Raw genomic sequence first — 16371 nt, 5'->3', positions numbered from 1 at the left:
GCTTGGCTTTATCAGTTAATCATAAAAACAACAGTATCAGCTACATCTTTAGGGAGGACAGGCTTATTAATGAGTTGCTGTTTAGATACTTCTCTTTTCTCCAATCAGGAAAAAGCGAGTGGGCAATTTAATGCACAGCTTAAATTAAACCATCTGCCTCTGTTCTCTTCAGGTGCATTGTCATAGTAAATGCTGTCTTTACGAGTTGTATACCTTTTTTTAGTTGCTATTTTGTTGTATCATCAGGCTTCTCATCCAATATCGTACGTAGTTCTTTGATGTCTTTGTCTGATAGTTTTTCGTCTTGGATGAAGTGGACGAGCATGGATTTGAGTGTGCCTCCATAGATGCGTTGGATGAATGATTGTGTTTCTGCCTTTTGGCACTCTTCTTGGGAATAGAGTGGGGAAAAGGTGTACACTTTCTGGCTTTTGTCGACAGCTACGACGGACTTTTGCACGAGACGGTCGAGCAGTGTCCGTATGGTCTTTGGTTTCCAATCTGTGTGTTTTTGTAACGATTGGATGATATCGTTAGCGGTTTGTGGTGAGTGATTCCAAAGGACATTCATGATGGCCCATTCGGATTCCGAGATATTCGGTAATGCTTTCCCCATTTATTGTGCCTCCTTGCTTTCGTAAATGCTTAATTCTTTCAAAATATCTTTCGTGATTTGTATGGCCTTTTGGCCGTCTGGTTCTCCGTCGTCTTGAATATTTGTGGCAAAGAAGTAGGTAGATTGCTTTGTTTCGACGTAACCTATAAACCAACCGTTTTTGTTTATGCCATTAATGGTACCTGTGCCTGTTTTTCCATATAAGCGGTTACCTGTATGGCTCTCCATTAAAAGTGCATCTTGCACCTTTGTTGTATGCGCCTTTTTAAATCCTAATTGATGATGATAAAAAGATTGCAGGAGTTCGACTTGTTCAACTGGGGAAATCTTTAAAGACGATTCATTCCAAAAGTCTTTTACGCCTCCTGAAGTATCGGTATTGCCATAATGTATACGTTGAAGATTGGCTTGTAACGCTTCCTCACCAGCCATTGTATCCAAGCGTTGGAAATACCAGTTAACAGAGCTTTGTAGGGCAGATGCTAAGTTGTGATCTTGATTCCAAGCTGCAAATGGTTGATTTTCACCGTCCCATGAAAGGGTGGATGCTTGCTCCGTAATGTACCCTGCATCTAGTGCGAATAAAGCACTAAAGATTTTATAGGTCGAATCAGGTGAGATCCGCTGCATACTTTTCTCACGATTATGAACGATGTATTGGTTTTTCGCTTCATCATAAAGGACGAAGCTTCCTGCAAATCCTTGAAAGAACGGAGAGAGGTTCCGCTCGATGATGCCCTCGTTTTGAAAGTCATACTTTTCTTCTTTTCCTAGCTCAAGTGCCGATACAACTGGCAGTTGCATCGTTAAAATAAAGATGGTTAGTACATAGAAAAATACAGTCTTGCGCAAAGAGTATCCTTTTTGTGTACGAAAGCCAGCAATACGCTCGATTCGTTCTTTCATTTGTCGCTTACCACTTGTGAATTCTGCGGTTAGTGGTAGCTTCTTTTGCATAGTAACTGCGAAATTAATCATGGTATGTCCATAACCAACGACAGCTTCATGGTGATGGAGTAGCTGTAAAACTGCCTCATCACACGCTATTTCTCTATCACCCTTCATTTTTTTTGAGGCAATCCAGATAAGCGGGTTGAACCAGTAGATGACTTGGAAGAAAATCATCGCATAGTTTGTAAGTAAATCTTTATTTTTATAATGACTTAACTCATGTAGAAAGATATTCTCATAGTCCTTTTTGGTTAACCAGCTCTGCGCATTTTTGGGGATGACGACAACAGAATGAAAAAGGCCAAAAATGAGTGGTGAGTGAGTCTCGGTTGAATAGCGGACATCGATATTCCTTTTGATTCCTAGTCTTTTTTTACATGATAGAAAAAGAGCTTCAATATTTGCATCTTCAACTGGTTGTGTTTGTGACTTTAACCTGTTAAGTGCGAAAAAGCTAGTCAAAAGTAAAGATAGTAATACAATCACGCCGAGTAGCCATAGAATCATAAGCGGCACATTTAAGATCGAGAAATCAATCTTTTGTACAGAAACAGAGAAATCTCTGATGATTTCGTTTGTCATTACACTTTGGTTTTCCTCAGCTGGGATGGTTGTACCTTCTTTTTGTGATTCCGGTATTTGCGGTTGTTCGGAAAGCAAAGAAGGTAATGGTATAGGGCATAAAGGAATGAGCAGTGTTAGGAAAAGCAATATCCACAAGTGGTTAAGTGATTGTGCTTTTATTTGGTTTTTCATCCATTTACGAATAAGTAGGATGGTAAGGATTGAAAAAGTGGAAATGATCAACCCGTTGAGAAAGAAGCTTATAAAGATCACGCCCACCTCCTTTTTAAATAAAAAAAGTTTGACAATTACGATTACATATGTAATATTGTACTACAGATGTAATCAGACTACAAACGTAATCTATTATTAATTTTAGGGAGGGGTTTTCAGATGAAAAAAATGGTTGTTGGTTTATTTGTTGCTATGTTATTACTCGTCGGTTGTTCTAAAGAAAATGAAGTGAATGGTGGGGAAGTGAAGGCAGGGGATGTGTCGTCTGGAAAGTTTGCTCAGTTAGAAGAAAAGTATGGTGCTAAATTAGGTGTATACGCTATTGATACAGGTAATGAAGAAACGGTTGCCTATCAAGAAGACGAACGGTTTGCGTATGCATCGACATTTAAGGCGTTAGCGGGGGCGGTTTTATTAAAGGAAAACCCGATATCAATCTTAGATGAAAAAAGAATGTACACAAAAGAAGACCTTGTTACTTATTCACCGATTACAGAAAAATATGTCGATGAGGGCATGACAGTAAGGGAGATTGCGAAAGCAGCTATGCAATATAGCGATAATACAGCGGGGAATTTATTGTTTGCAGAATTAGGTGGACCAGCTCAGCTTGAAAAAGCCCTAAGAGCAATCGGTGATGATGTGACAGAGATGGACCGATTGGAGACAGAATTAAATGAAGCAACTCCTGGAGATACAAGAGATACGAGTACCCCTAAAGCATTGGCGACAAATTTAAGAATACTTGGATTAACGGATGAATTATCGGAAGAAAAAAGAGAAATTTTTCAGGAGTGGTTCAAAGGAAATACAACCGGTGATACTTTAATTAAATCAGGTGTACCAACAGATTGGATCGTTGGTGATAAAAGTGGTGCCGCATCTTATGGTACTAGAAATGATATCGCGATTGTATGGCCGCCTGATAACGAACCCATTGTAATTGCCATATTGTCGAATAAGCAGGAAAAAGAAGCCGAATATGATGATCAATTGATTGGCGAAGCAACGAAGATTGTAATTGAAACATTGACTCAAGGGAATTGAGATAAGAAAGTGTGATTAAGATTTTTGATTGTCCGTAGCTGTTTACAGCAGGACATAAAAAAACCCATTCTGACCATAAGTCAAAATGGGTTCCTTACTCTATTTATAATTATTGTGCTGTATATCCACCATCAATAATTAGGCTGTTACCAGTCATGAAAGAAGAATCATCGCTAGCCATAAATAATACTGCTTTTGCCATTTCTTCTGGTTTACCTAAACGGTTCATTGGTGTAGCAGCAGTTAAACCTTGTCTATCTGTTTCTCCAAGAATTGGTGTATCGATAAACCCTGGGCAAAGTGCATTTACACGGATATTACGTGCTGCATACTCTAATCCAAGTGAACGAGTTAAGTTCACGACACCTGCTTTGGCAGCGTTATATGCCGCACTTCCAGGTGAGCCAACCCAACCATACATAGAAGCTGTATTGACAATCACACCGCTTCCTGTTTTTAAGAATTCTTTAATAGCAGCTTGTGCAACTAAGAATACTCCATCTAAGTCTACTTCTACTATTTTTCTCCACTCTGCATATTTTAGCTCTTCAGTTGGTTTTACAGAGCCAATTCCGGCGTTATTAAATAAAATATCAACTTTACCGAAAGTATCTAATGCTGTAGTAAAGATATTTTTAACTTCTTCTTCACTTGTAACATCAGCTTTAAGGAAAACTGCTTCTGCCCCTTGTGATTTTAATTCAGCTGCAAAATTAGCACCTTTTTCTTCGTTCATATCAACAAGGACTAATTTTGCCCCTTCTGAAGCAAATAATTTTGCAGTTGCAGCACCGATACCAGATACTCCACCAGTAATAACGGCTACTTTATCTTGTAGTTTGCTCATGTTTCTTCCCCCTATTATAATAAATGTGTCAATACACCTAAATTGAAAGTGTTTACAAATATAAATTATAATACGATGATGGATAGGTTCAATCAGCAATAAAATTGCAAGTGTGTATTCATTAGACATATTAGGTATAATTGTCTATAAACTAGCAAAATTTTGTTGCATAAGGAGAAGGAGCGAATGCAAAACAATTGGTCTACCCCAAGAAGAGATCGGACGAAGATGCACCTTCAACAGGCTCTGGTTGCCTTAACGAAAGAAAAGGGCTTCCATTCTGTTTCTGTCAAAGATATCGTGCAGTATGCAAAATATAATCGAAGTACGTTCTATGTTCACTATAAAGATAAATTTGAATTAGCCGATGACCTCTTGTTTACCAATCTATCGGCATTAGAAGAATCCTTTGAGAAACCTTTTAAAAATAAGAGAGAGGTTAGTACAAATTTATTGGATAATAACTATTTTCATATCATCTCATCCATTTATAACAATCGGGAATTTTATGATTTAATCAACTATGTTGACACCATTCCCGAACTGCATACTAGGTTTCCACAAACCATACTTACGATATATCAGGAGAGGTTTGAATTTAAAACAATTAATGATCTCCCGGTAAATATGGATTACTTTAAGCGTTACACAGCCTATGGATTTTACGGGTTATTAGCTAATTGGATTAATACAGGCTTCCAAATATCAAAAGAAGAATTGATAAAAGAAATTATCATACTATCTCAGGCACATATGGCTTCGGTCAAATATATAAATAAGCATTAGAAGTGGCAAGAAAAGTAGGTTCTTCTATTACACGCTTGTTCGGACTATATTCCTTTGGAACCACTTTTCAGCTTAATCATGTTCAATGTTTCACAATCGATTTATATTTTTATTATAACTGCTTGTGCATATTTTCACAAACTATTTTATTGTACTTTATTTTGGAAATAATCTATGAAGATAAGTCATCCATTCGCCCATCTAATTATGTTAAAATGAAAAGTACGATTTAGTTGATTGATCCATGGTTTGGATAATGAATTAAGGGAGAATCCATTTTTGAATAAAAAAGATATAGCTGACTTTAAAAAACAATTTAAGATGAATAATGATCTATTAAAGATTAAAGATATTTTTAATGTTTATATAATGAAAGAATCTAGTGAAGTATATCACCATCAAAGCACGCCATTTGAGATACTTGAACAAGAACAGCAGGAACTTTTCTTAACGAATTTTAAAAAAGTACTGACAGGCCAGTTGGATCAGAAGTTGTTTGAATTGAAATTCCAGCGAAATGCTGAGAATAGTAGCCAACTAATCCTTCATCAAGGGATACTAACCAATGATACGGATGAATGGAAAGGGCAGATGTTGCAACTTGTAGAAAAGATGTTGAAGGATAAGCAGTACGAAATGGATATTGTCGTTACGTTTATACATGGTGAATATTTAAAGCCTACGAAGCGGAGTAACGCAGAGACCGAAGAAAGCAGCCGAGATACAGTCTATGCCAACCCCTTTATCTTATGCAGTATCAATAAGACGATGGATCCAAAAAAAGAGCTACTGTTTGACTATGTGGAGAAGGAATTCAAGTATCACTTTGTCGTAGATCCTGTTATCAATTTGAAAGTACCAGTTGGCGGGTTTCTATTTCCTAGCTTTACGGATCATGCTGCAGATGTGAATCATGTACTCTATTCAGCAGAAAAACCATATGAGCTGGATTATCATTTCATTGAAGAAGTATTAAATGCTGAAGAAGCTATGACAGCACAAGACGATAAGATTGTGTTTGAGGAAATTGTCAAGGATGTTGCAGGTAACCAGATTAATACGTCGATACTCGCCAATGTATTCGATGAAATCCAACGGGTTGTGGAAGAGAATGAAGAGCCTGATGCTCCGAAACTGGACTATCGCGATGTGGAAAAGGTGCTAACGACTAGCGGTGTGCAGGATGTCGATCGACAAAAGGTAGAATCAGCTTTCAAAAAGGTAATTGATGATGAAAATTATGAGCTGAAAGCCACCAGTATTGTGCCGAAGTATACTTCTAAGTCTATTAAAATCAAAACAAAAGTAGCCGATATTTCTGTTTGTCCGCAGGATTTGCGCTATGTCCGTCAAATGCATGTGGATGGCAAGCTTTGTCTAATGATCGAAGTGGAAGAAAACACAGTGATTGAAGGCTTTGAAATGATTCCAGAAGCAATATTTAACAAAGTAAAAGATGAAGAATAAAATATCCCATTAAATTAACCGCCTTAGCCCCAAATATAAGGCGGTTAAACATGATTTACAGGTGAATCGCCATAGGTTATGACATGTTCTACCCTCCCCATTTCTAAAATAAATCCCTCAAAACACATGAATTATATTAGCGCACTCTTAGCAAGTTAATCTGGCGTATATTTTACTCCTGGAGAATGATACATCGGAAAATATCTACGAGTATAAAAACCATATAAAATAATCCAAACTAATAGAAGGTAAAGAACTCTAATCATACGGATTCATTTTTGGTAGCAATCATTATGTCCCAACCACATTGAAGTTAAATTCAACACTATACAAATTATTGCCCCTTTTGAAGCGACAATTATTCGACAAGCAACCATTCAGTTTTATTATGCAATTTCCAGTGACTTTTAAATGGAAACTTCTAAAAGGATGTTGTATTCTTATAGGTATTGAATTGGGGTTCTTCTGTTTTAAGAAGGCCCATCATGAATAAGGAAGGTGGAAGATTGAAGGAGATTTTCAGCATTGTCAGGCAGGATTTTAGGAATTTACGCAGGGTACCGCTAGTTGCGTTGCTACTAATCGGTTTAGCCTTTTTGCCGTCATTGTATGCATGGTTTAATATTGCTGCATCGTGGGATCCATATAGCGAGACGAGTCAAATTAAGGTAGCAATTGTCAATGAAGATGGTGGCACAAAGCTTGAAGGGAAAGAACTCAATGTAGGGCAAGAGCTCGTTGATCAATTAAAAGATAATGATCAAATGGGTTGGACCTTTGTGAATAGGCAGGCAGCTGAAGAAGGAGTAAGAGATGGAGATTATTATGCTGCGGTCTATATTGACGAGGATTTTTCGCAACAATTAACAAGTGTGGTGGATGGTGAACCAGAAGCACCAGAAGTTAGGTATGAGGTGAATGAAAAATTAAATGCGATTGCACCGAAGATGACATCTGCAGGCGCTTCCGCATTAGTAGAACAAATCAGTGAGAATTTCTTAGCCGAAGCATCAAAAGCCCTATTCACGGAATTTAACGATATCGGCATTAAGTTAGAGGAAGAACTACCGACCATTCTTAAAGTGGAGAATAATATTTTTGCCTTAGAAGAGCGGTTTCCGGAGTTAAATGAAGTAGGGGAAAAGATAGTCACGTTAAATGAAGACTGGCCAGAAATGAAGGAAACGATTACTAAAGTAATTGCCTTAGAAGAGAAATTTCCTGAATTAAATCAAGGCGCACAGCAAATACTCACATTAGAAGAAAAGCTTCCGCTTATCAATCAATTAGGTGATCAAGTATTGACATTAGAAGAGCGGTTACCAGAAATTGAAGAGGCAGCAGAGCGATTAACTGAAGCAAGTCAGCAGTTTGGAGAAGTATCAGATCAGTTAAATCGAGCGTTAACAGGTGTTCAAACAGCGCAAGAGGTGATTGACCGTGTCCAGGCAGCTTTACCAAAAGCCAATCAAATGGCGGCTGATGCTGAAGAATATGTGACTAGTTTAAATAGATTTTTATCAGCAAATGATGGGGCAATGGAGCCTATATTAGATGTTATTACTCAAAATGCAGTTATCATTGAAAATACGGCTAATTCCATTGATCAAGTACTTCAACAACGCGAAAATGACCAAATGAACAATTCGGTCAATCAATCGATTGAAGATTTGCAACAACAATTGCAGACAAATATTACAGCAGTGAATCATGCGATTGATATGTTTACGGCGTTCAATCAAAACGGTCAATTTACAACTGTGATTGATTCATTAACACAATTATCACAGCAGTTAACAGCACTGAATGATTCCCTAGCACAAGCGGGCTCAGGTGAGTTATCAAAAGAGCAAATCCAAGTATTTAGGAAACAGGCTCAAGATACCGCCGCTCAAGCGGGTAGACTTGTTGGTTTTATGAACAATGGTGGAAAGCAAGAAATCTTAAATGGGATGCAGCAATTGAATGAGACAGCGCAAAAAGCTGCGGGCGATTTAGAGAACATTCAACAAGAAATGCCGAATATAGAAGAAGTGCTAACGAATGCAGAAGGAATCGCTGAAACAGGTGAAGCTCAGCTTAATCAAATCATCGCTGACCTGCCTGCCATTGAGGAGAGAATAGGTGAGATAGTAGCCAAGATTGAGATGGATTTACCGAAAGCAGTTGATGCCGTTCATAAGGCAAGCGACTTTATTCGAAATGACCTTCCAGGTGTGGAAGATAAAATTCATCAAGCAAGTAACTTTGTCCGTAATGACCTCCCTAAAATTGAGTCAGAATTCTCGCGAATAGCGGGCTTAGTGAATGAAAACCTTCCTGAGGTTGAAAAAGGACTTTCTGAAGTATCGGCGTTCATTCAAGGGAATCTTCCTGCGCTTGAAGATTCAGTCCATAAGGCAGCTGATGATATTCGAGATTTTAAGGCAAATAATGATTTGGGAGAAATCATTGCGTTATTAAAAAATGATATTCAAAAAGAAAGTGAATTCTTTAAAGAACCGGTAAAACTTGTTGAGGATCAATTATATCCAATTCCGAATTACGGTTCAGCGAATACACCATTTTATACCGTGTTATGTTTATGGGTAGGTGCATTGTTATTAGCGAACTTATTAAAAACAGATGTCCACCCCGAAGATATGAAAGAGGAGTATTCTATTCGCCATGTTTACCTCGGCAGGCTTGTACTATTTTTAATCGTAGGCTTCCTACAGGGGTTAATTGTTAGTGTTGGTGATCTCTTGATTCTTGGGACTTACGCAGCAAACCCAGTTTGGTTTGTGATATTTACTGTCATTATTGCGATGATGTTTATGACAATGGTTTATACGATTGTCTCCATCTTTGGTAATATTGGTAAGGCGTTAGCAATTATCCTCATGGTATTGCAATTATCAGGTGCAGGTGGTACTTTCCCGATTCAAGTTGCCCCAGCATTTTTCCAAGCGATTAATCCATTTTTACCATTTACACATGCGATTAATATTCTGAGAGAAGCAGTCGGAGGTATTGTCCCACACGTGGTCTGGATGAGTTTTCTATACTTATTTATCTTTTTCGTAGCCTCTTTGATCTTAGGGCTTGTACTAAAAAAACCATTAACACCTTGGTTAAAGAAGACTGCGGAGAAATCTCGTTCTAGCCGATTAGTTGATTAATAAAGAGCTTTTTGTCACTTCTTGTGGCGAAAAGCTTTTTTTTGATTTGTCATCATACAGAACAGGGCTAGTTGGTGGCGATAATTTTATAGGGAGTGGAGACAGTAGCTCTTTTTGTAATTGTTTTTTAAGCAGTTGCATCGATTATGTGGCATATATCTATCAACGTAATCACATCATAAATGTTCTTCCCAATCCCTTATGATTCAAGAAAAAAGAATGAACCTACGATTGAAGTATTTTTCCTTCTTTAAAACAAAGATGAAAACACGATATTCAAGATTGAGCCTGCATACAGACGGTTGAGCAAGGTTAGAGGACATCAGGATTTGAATGGTACCGCTTTCTTTCACTATCTCGCTCATATCCTTATGACTTAATCGTTACCCCTTGATTCTCAATAGTGACATGTTAAGATAGATAACGTTGAAAAAAGTACGGAAACGAAGACACAACTTTTAAGGAGTGTTCGTGTAAATGTTAGAGAATAAGACAGTGGCTTTCTTTGGTGCAGGTTCAATGGCAGAGTCAATGATTTCAGGAATGGTTCATGCGGAGAAGGTATCAGCACAGCAAATTTATGTAACGAATAAATTCAATGGGGATCGGTTGACAGAAATAAAGGAAAGATACGGAGTTCATACGATGTTACAAAAAGATTTACCGTATGAAGAAGTTGATTATTTTATTATGGCAATGAAACCATATGGTGCAGAAGAAGCCCTTGCCTTTTTAAAAGATAAAATTAGACCTGATCAAGTGGTTGTTTCTGTATTAGCGGGTATTTCTACTTCCTATATGGAAGAGAAGCTGAACGATGAGCAACAAGTCATTCGTGTGATGCCAAATACCTCTAGCATGATTCAAGAATCAGCTACAGCGATGTCTCTCGGTTCTTATACTCAGAAGCGACATGAGAGAGATGTGAAAGATTTACTTGCTTGCATGGGTGAAGTATTTGTCATCGAAGAAGAGCAGATGGATGTTTTCACAGGTCTTGCCGGGAGTGGCCCTGCCTACTTCTACTATCTAATGGAAGAGATGGAGAAGGTGGGTGTAGAACAAGGGTTAGAAGCAAAAAAAGCAAGGAAAATCATTGCTCAAACGATCTATGGAGCAGCAAAAATGGTTCTGGAAAAAGGCGAATCACCGATTGTTTTACGTGAGAGAGTGACGTCACCTAATGGTACAACGCATTCGGGTGTCGAAGCACTAAAAGCACATCACGGCGGGGAAGCGATTTCCGAAGCTGTTCAACATGCTGCCGCCCGTTCGAAGGAAATTAGAGAAGAGTTAGAAAAAGTCCCACATTAATATGGTGGAAAAATTGGCAGCGGAAATCTCCGCTGCTTTTTGTATGCCTCTATACAGGAAGTTAAAGAATAGAGATAGAGGTGAAAACAAGTGACACTTATTACAACATTTGAAGATAAACGGCGAGAGAAGCAGTTAAAATATGAAAAGTCAGTGCTTAAGGAAATCTCAGTAAAGGATTTAAAAGAACAAGTGAAGCGTTTATTCGGATCATCTCGTTTGTTAACAAGTTTAATGAACCATGCGGGAATCGAGGAAGCTTGTTATGATATGGCAATCGAAGCGTATCTTTTAGGCGCACATTATAGTCATTTTGGTACGAGTGGTGAGACGGCTACTGCCGTACAACATAGATGTAAAGAAGAACTTACACATTTTACGAATACCCTATATCATTTTTTCTTATATTGGGCGCAAAATGAAGAAGGGATTTATAGTGAATCCCTATTCTACAGTTGCGAACAGTACATTTACAGTTGGTGGATGGAAGGGTTTCAAAATGGCCGAAAAAGGCATAAATTAAGACTGCATTAAATCGTTCTAATCACTCTCCTTGTCCCATATATATATTTGTGAGGACGAGCGGGGAGTGGTAAATCGGTGAGGAAGAAATTAAAAGTAATTGGTTTTATAACTGGACTGGCTATTTTATTCTTTATTTTGCAATATGACTTTTCTGAAGATGATTCTTGGAATGCTTGGAATCTTCCTTTATCGGGAAAGGTTATCCTTCTTGACCCTGGTCACGGCGGTCCGGATGGTGGAGCAGATAATGGAAATGTTTTGGAGAAAGATATTTCTCTAGAAGTTTCTTTGAAGCTACGTGATTACCTTCAAGAACAAGGGGCCGTAGTAATGATGACACGCGAAGATGATAGAGACTTAGCCGCAGAAGATACTAAAGGGTATAGTAGGCGAAAAGTAGAGGATTTGAAAAAACGCTTAAATATGATTAATCATAGTGATGCTGATTTTTACGTAAGTGTCCATTTGAATTCAATCCCTTCTCCAAAATGGAGAGGAGCCCAAACCTTTTTTGCTTCTCATATAGATGGGAATGCACGAGCGGCTAAATTTATCCAAGATGAACTCATCGCCAACTTAGAGAATACGACAAGACGGGCAAAGGAATTAAAAAATGTCTATATTCTTGATCATTCGAAAAAACCTGGTGTCCTTGTAGAAGTTGGTTTCCTCTCTAATCAAAACGAGCGGACCTTACTTCAAAGTGACGATTATCAAAATAAAATAGCAGCCTCCATTTACAATGGCATAATGCGCCATTACTCTAATGAGAAAGAAATTGTGATAGAAGATTAAACGCGGACAAAAATTTGTTCGTGTTTTTATTTGGTGGAAATTTTAAACATTTATACAAATAGATCTTTAAGATATTTTAGGCATTGTATAAGACTGATATTCTAATATGTGTTAGAATGACAATTAGAGTTATTCTAATGAAGAAACGATTTTAAAGGGGTGTAGGATAGATGATTACAGAACAAAAAGTAAGAGAAGCCATTGAAGGCTTACAAGAACCTTTTTTACATAAAACACTCGGGGAACTTCAAGCGATTGAAGAGATTAAAGTAAAAGAGGAGAAGGCTCACGTCAGTGTAAAAATATTGATCGCTAAGACTGCGACAGCTGAACAATTGCAATTGCAAACGGAGATTGTGAATCGAATTAAAGCAGCAGGAGCAGAATCCGTGGGTATCCGTTTTAATGAACTTCCGGCTGAAACACTAGAAAAACATAGACAAGCAATGCCTGAAGAAGATAAAGGTCTATTATCACCGAATAGTAAAACGAAATTTATTGCTATTGCTAGTGGTAAAGGTGGCGTTGGGAAATCAACGGTATCTGTCAATATGGCGGTCGCTCTTGCTAGGCAAGGAAAGAAAGTCGGTCTAGTAGATGCAGATATTTATGGGTTTAGTGTTCCTGATATGATGGGTATTATGAAGCGCCCTGTAGTGCGAGGGGAGCGAATTATTCCTGTTGAACGTTTTGGTGTGAAGGTTATTTCTATGGGCTTCTTTGTAGAGGACAATGCACCAATTATTTGGAGAGGTCCAATGCTTGGTAAAATGCTCAATAGCTTCTTTAATGAAGTAGAATGGGGAGATCTTGATTATCTTCTATTAGATTTACCACCAGGAACAGGTGATGTGGCGTTAGATGTTCATACAATGCTTCCTTCATGTAAGGAAATCATCGTGACTACGCCTCACCCTACAGCCGCTTTTGTTGCCGCTCGTGCGGGTGCGATGGCTATTCGTACTGAACATGAAATCTTAGGTGTAATTGAAAATATGGCTTTCTTTGAAAGTAAAGTTACGGGTGAAAAAGAATATGTCTTCGGTCATGGTGGCGGAGAAAAACTTGCAGAAGAACTAAGAACAGAGGTAATTGGTCAATTACCACTGCAACAGCCTGATTGGAGCGAAGAAGATTTCGCCCCATCTATTTATGACGCAGATCATCGTTTAGGAAAAATCTATACAGAAATTGCACAACAAGTAATTGAAAAAGCATAATAAGAAAAGCATTTGGATGTTAAATCCAAATGCTTTCTTTATATTACTCTCCAGAACCTTGTTCACCGCCACCTTCTTGGCCGCCTTCTCCCTCACCGCCTTGTTCACCGCCACCACCTTCGCTACCGCCGCCGCCTTCTTTACCTGATTTACCTGATTGTGATTCTTCGGCTGCTTTCATAAGAACATCTTGTAATTTTGCCTTAAACAGCGGGCTTTCAAAGGTTTCAGTAATGACTGTTTGCAAATGCTCCCTAAATGCTTGGCTTTTCATCACTTCTGTTAATTCTTTCTCCATTTCGGGATCCTTTAGAATGTCCATCATCATTTTTTGATAATCTGGATCCTTCATTAAGTCCTTGAGTAACTCTTCATTCTCTGATTTCATGCTTTTAGCCATTGTTTCAGCAAATGCTGGGTCTTCAAAGGACTTTTTCCAAAACTCTGTGCCTTTATCTGATGTCAGCGTACTCTCGATTGTCTCTGTCACCATATTCTGGTCCATTACTAGTTGCTGTTTTATTTTTTCATCTGCCATTAAGTCTTGTAATGCTTGTTTTCCGTCATCCGTTTTTAGTATATCTACAATCATTTTCTTCGTTTGATCATAGTCCATATGCTCATTACCTGATTGCGAACATGCTGTTAAGGTTAGAATGAGGAGCAATGGAATAATAAAAAGGCTTTTTTTCATGTTAAACTGCCTCCTAAAATAAATATCCCGTACTAATAGAATGAAGAAAATCTGTCAATATTATGCGTAAATTGCGGATTGCCTAGATTTTTCAAGTAAAGATTTGGTACAATCATTAAGTGATAATAACGTTATGGGGGAAAAGGAATTGACTAGCCGAGCTTGGATCAAATTTTTTATAACCACATTACTTGTCGGTGGCGTTGCAACAGGGGTTATTGGTTTTGTCGTGCGTTGGAATGAATTTTCTCATTTATTTACCAATTTTGATGGGTTGGAAATACTATCTGTTCTTTTTTGGTTATTCGGTGTCGGTTTAATTTTTAGTATTATTAGTCAAATGGGATTTTTCGCATATTTAACAGTGCATCGTTTTGGATTGGGTATATTTAAGTCTCATCAACTATGGAATGCTGTGCAAATTGTGTTGATTTTATTTGTACTATTTGATTTAGTGTACTTCCGTTATAAAGCTTTTGCGGATACAGGAGATAGTATTCTCCCTTATTTGGGTCTTGCAAGTGTTGTTTTAATAGCTGGTCTAGTTATTGCAGCTTTAAAAGTATCCACTACGAATAAACATGCTTTTGTACCAGCATTGTTCTTTATGGTGGTCGTGACAACGATTGAATGGGTGCCGGTATTAAGGGTAAACGAAGAAAGCTGGTTATGGTTAATGGTTCTCCCTTTAATCATTTGTAATGCTTATCAATTACTGGTGTTACCAAAATATAATGCAGAATCAGCCCGTCAAAGAGAAAGATTACAAGCAAAAAAGTCGTCTGTTTAAGCAGGCGACTTTTTTGTTATTTAATTAATTTCTTCTGTCGTTGCATTGGCATTGGCCATCATTTCTGAAATCGTTACTAGCTCAAGCTGTTCCTTTTTGAACCCATTTAGGATTGAAGGCAATGCTTTGGATGTTTGTTTCACGGAATCAGATGCATGCATCAGCACAATTTCTCCATTTTCAGCTTCGAGTACTTTTTGAATAATTTTATCTGTACCCGGATTTGTCCAGTCTTTAGAATCTAAACTCCAATGAACGACTGTATAGCCTAATTGTTTGGCGGCTGCTAAGGTTTTTTTATCAAAGTGACCAGTAGGTGGCCTAACATATTTAATATCCTTAATATTTAACTTAGCAAACGCGGTTTGTGCTCTAGCTAAATCTTGTCTGATTTTATCCTCTTCTAGCTCTGTATAGTCTTCGTAATTATAGCCTAGTATACCGATTTCATATCCAGATTTAACAATACGTTCGACAATATCAGGGTGGCTCTCAGCCCATGAGCCTGATAAGAAAAATGTCGCAGAAGTCACGTTTTCTTTTTTTAATAAGTCTAAAATAGGCTCAGCCTTTTCATCGCCCCAACCAATATTAAAAGTGAGAGCCACTCCTTTCTCCCCTTTATATAATGCCTTCGGGGCGTCTTTTGTAGAAAAAACAGGTAAATGAATCGTTGTTTCCATAAACATAAACATGGCTGTGAAAAATGCTGCCACCAAAATTAAAATCATTTGTTTTAATCTCTTTGCATGAAATACATAAAAGATCTTCATTCTTTTTCACCTCGTCCTAATACATCCTTGTCCTATATCTATGCAAAAAAAATTAAAAACATGATGAATTTATTATTATAAAAAGAGTGGGGATGGGTAATATATTGATAGCTTGTCAAAGAGAGGGTGGAACAATCGTTGATCGGGTTATTACTAAATGGAAAAGAACAACAAGAAATTGAATACTTATTAAAGAGAGAGATGGATGAAATTTTGTTCGATTTAGAAGATGAGCGAATTGCAGATGTCGTTAAAGTTGCAATGAAGGAGAAATATGAGATTCTTTTAAGCTTATTCAAAAGGGTTGTTCCAGCACATGAATATGCTCATTATAAATTAAATGAAAAAAAGAATAAAAAAATGAAAAAAAGTCATTGACGTTTTAAAAGATATGGTGTTATTATATTAAAGCAGTCGTTAGTGACATCAACTACTAAAAACTTTTTAAATAAAAAACAAAAAAGTTGTTGACAAAAACGAACTGAGATGTTAAATTAATAAAGTCGCTTCTGAAGCGAACGAGATTGTTCTTTGAAAACTGAACGAACATAAAACGTCAAGCGTAATTCTAAAAAAGCTGATTTATC

Annotated in this window: 15 protein-coding genes; 10 read left to right on the top strand and 5 right to left on the bottom strand. The window is 37.6% G+C overall.

All coding sequences use genetic code 11. The features are described 5' to 3' along the window. Positions 1 to 226: 226 nt before the first annotated feature. A complete protein-coding gene (gene blaI / locus H9655_RS19190) occupies positions 227 to 616 on the bottom strand; it encodes a penicillinase repressor BlaI (RefSeq protein ID WP_191816868.1) in 390 nt (129 codons plus the stop codon). Next, a complete protein-coding gene (locus H9655_RS19185) occupies positions 617 to 2404 on the bottom strand; it encodes a BlaR1 family beta-lactam sensor/signal transducer (RefSeq protein WP_191816867.1) in 1788 nt (595 codons plus the stop codon). Positions 2405 to 2557: 153 nt separating this feature from the next. Between H9655_RS19185 and bla the strand changes: the two genes are divergently transcribed. Next, positions 2558 to 3412: a class A beta-lactamase gene (gene bla, locus H9655_RS19180; RefSeq protein WP_225230764.1), complete on the top strand. Its 855-nt coding sequence runs from the start codon at positions 2558 to 2560 to the stop codon at positions 3410 to 3412. 109 nt (positions 3413 to 3521) lie between these two features. Here the strand turns inward: bla and H9655_RS19175 are convergent, their stop codons facing one another. Next, positions 3522 to 4259 (bottom strand): SDR family NAD(P)-dependent oxidoreductase, encoded by a 738-nt coding sequence (locus tag H9655_RS19175; RefSeq protein WP_191816865.1) that lies wholly within the window; start codon positions 4257 to 4259, stop codon positions 3522 to 3524. 186 nt (positions 4260 to 4445) lie between these two features. On the opposite strand from H9655_RS19175, the gene H9655_RS19170 reads away from it, so the two are divergent. From H9655_RS19170 to H9655_RS19140, 7 genes are all read left to right on the top strand, one after another. Then, complete coding sequence (locus H9655_RS19170) at positions 4446 to 5045, top strand: TetR/AcrR family transcriptional regulator (protein ID WP_191816864.1); 600 nt, start codon at positions 4446 to 4448, stop codon at positions 5043 to 5045. 279 nt (positions 5046 to 5324) lie between these two features. Further along, positions 5325 to 6512, top strand: coding sequence for a DUF4317 domain-containing protein (locus H9655_RS19165; protein WP_191816863.1), 1188 nt, complete (start codon positions 5325 to 5327; stop codon positions 6510 to 6512). Positions 6513 to 6997: 485 nt separating this feature from the next. Next, complete coding sequence (locus H9655_RS19160) at positions 6998 to 9673, top strand: YhgE/Pip domain-containing protein (protein WP_191816862.1); 2676 nt, start codon at positions 6998 to 7000, stop codon at positions 9671 to 9673. A gap of 477 nt (positions 9674 to 10150) precedes the next feature. After that, complete coding sequence (gene proC / locus H9655_RS19155; RefSeq protein WP_191816861.1) at positions 10151 to 10987, top strand: pyrroline-5-carboxylate reductase; 837 nt, start codon at positions 10151 to 10153, stop codon at positions 10985 to 10987. Positions 10988 to 11077: 90 nt separating this feature from the next. Next, positions 11078 to 11521: a DUF2521 family protein gene (locus tag H9655_RS19150; RefSeq protein WP_191816860.1), complete on the top strand. Its 444-nt coding sequence runs from the start codon at positions 11078 to 11080 to the stop codon at positions 11519 to 11521. 66 nt (positions 11522 to 11587) lie between these two features. After that, complete coding sequence (cwlD, locus tag H9655_RS19145) at positions 11588 to 12307, top strand: N-acetylmuramoyl-L-alanine amidase CwlD (protein WP_191816859.1); 720 nt, start codon at positions 11588 to 11590, stop codon at positions 12305 to 12307. Positions 12308 to 12477: 170 nt separating this feature from the next. After that, positions 12478 to 13527, top strand: a complete 1050-nt coding sequence (locus H9655_RS19140) for an Mrp/NBP35 family ATP-binding protein (RefSeq protein ID WP_191816858.1) — start codon at positions 12478 to 12480, stop codon at positions 13525 to 13527. Between the two features lie 43 nt (positions 13528 to 13570). Here H9655_RS19140 and gerD read toward each other — a convergent pair whose 3' ends face one another. After that, positions 13571 to 14221: a spore germination lipoprotein GerD gene (gene gerD / locus H9655_RS19135; RefSeq protein ID WP_191816857.1), complete on the bottom strand. Its 651-nt coding sequence runs from the start codon at positions 14219 to 14221 to the stop codon at positions 13571 to 13573. Between the two features lie 148 nt (positions 14222 to 14369). On the opposite strand from gerD, the gene H9655_RS19130 reads away from it, so the two are divergent. Next, positions 14370 to 15011 carry a KinB-signaling pathway activation protein gene (locus H9655_RS19130; RefSeq protein WP_191816856.1) on the top strand — a complete coding sequence of 214 codons (642 nt, stop codon included), beginning with the start codon at positions 14370 to 14372 and terminating at the stop codon, positions 15009 to 15011. A gap of 20 nt (positions 15012 to 15031) precedes the next feature. Here H9655_RS19130 and pdaB read toward each other — a convergent pair whose 3' ends face one another. Next, the gene (gene pdaB / locus H9655_RS19125; protein WP_191816855.1) at positions 15032 to 15784 is read right to left on the bottom strand and encodes a polysaccharide deacetylase family sporulation protein PdaB; all 753 of its coding nucleotides are present in this window, start codon (positions 15782 to 15784) and stop codon (positions 15032 to 15034) included. A 138-nt stretch (positions 15785 to 15922) separates the two neighbouring features. Between pdaB and H9655_RS19120 the strand changes: the two genes are divergently transcribed. Then, positions 15923 to 16162 carry a hypothetical protein gene (locus tag H9655_RS19120; protein ID WP_191816854.1) on the top strand — a complete coding sequence of 80 codons (240 nt, stop codon included), beginning with the start codon at positions 15923 to 15925 and terminating at the stop codon, positions 16160 to 16162. Positions 16163 to 16371: the final 209 nt, after the last annotated feature.

The organism is Cytobacillus stercorigallinarum, from assembly GCF_014836495.1.
GTDB lineage: Bacteria > Bacillota > Bacilli > Bacillales > Cytobacillaceae > Cytobacillus > Cytobacillus stercorigallinarum.
Note: the sequence above shows the minus strand (reverse complement) of the source record. Positions and strands in the feature narration are given on the sequence as shown.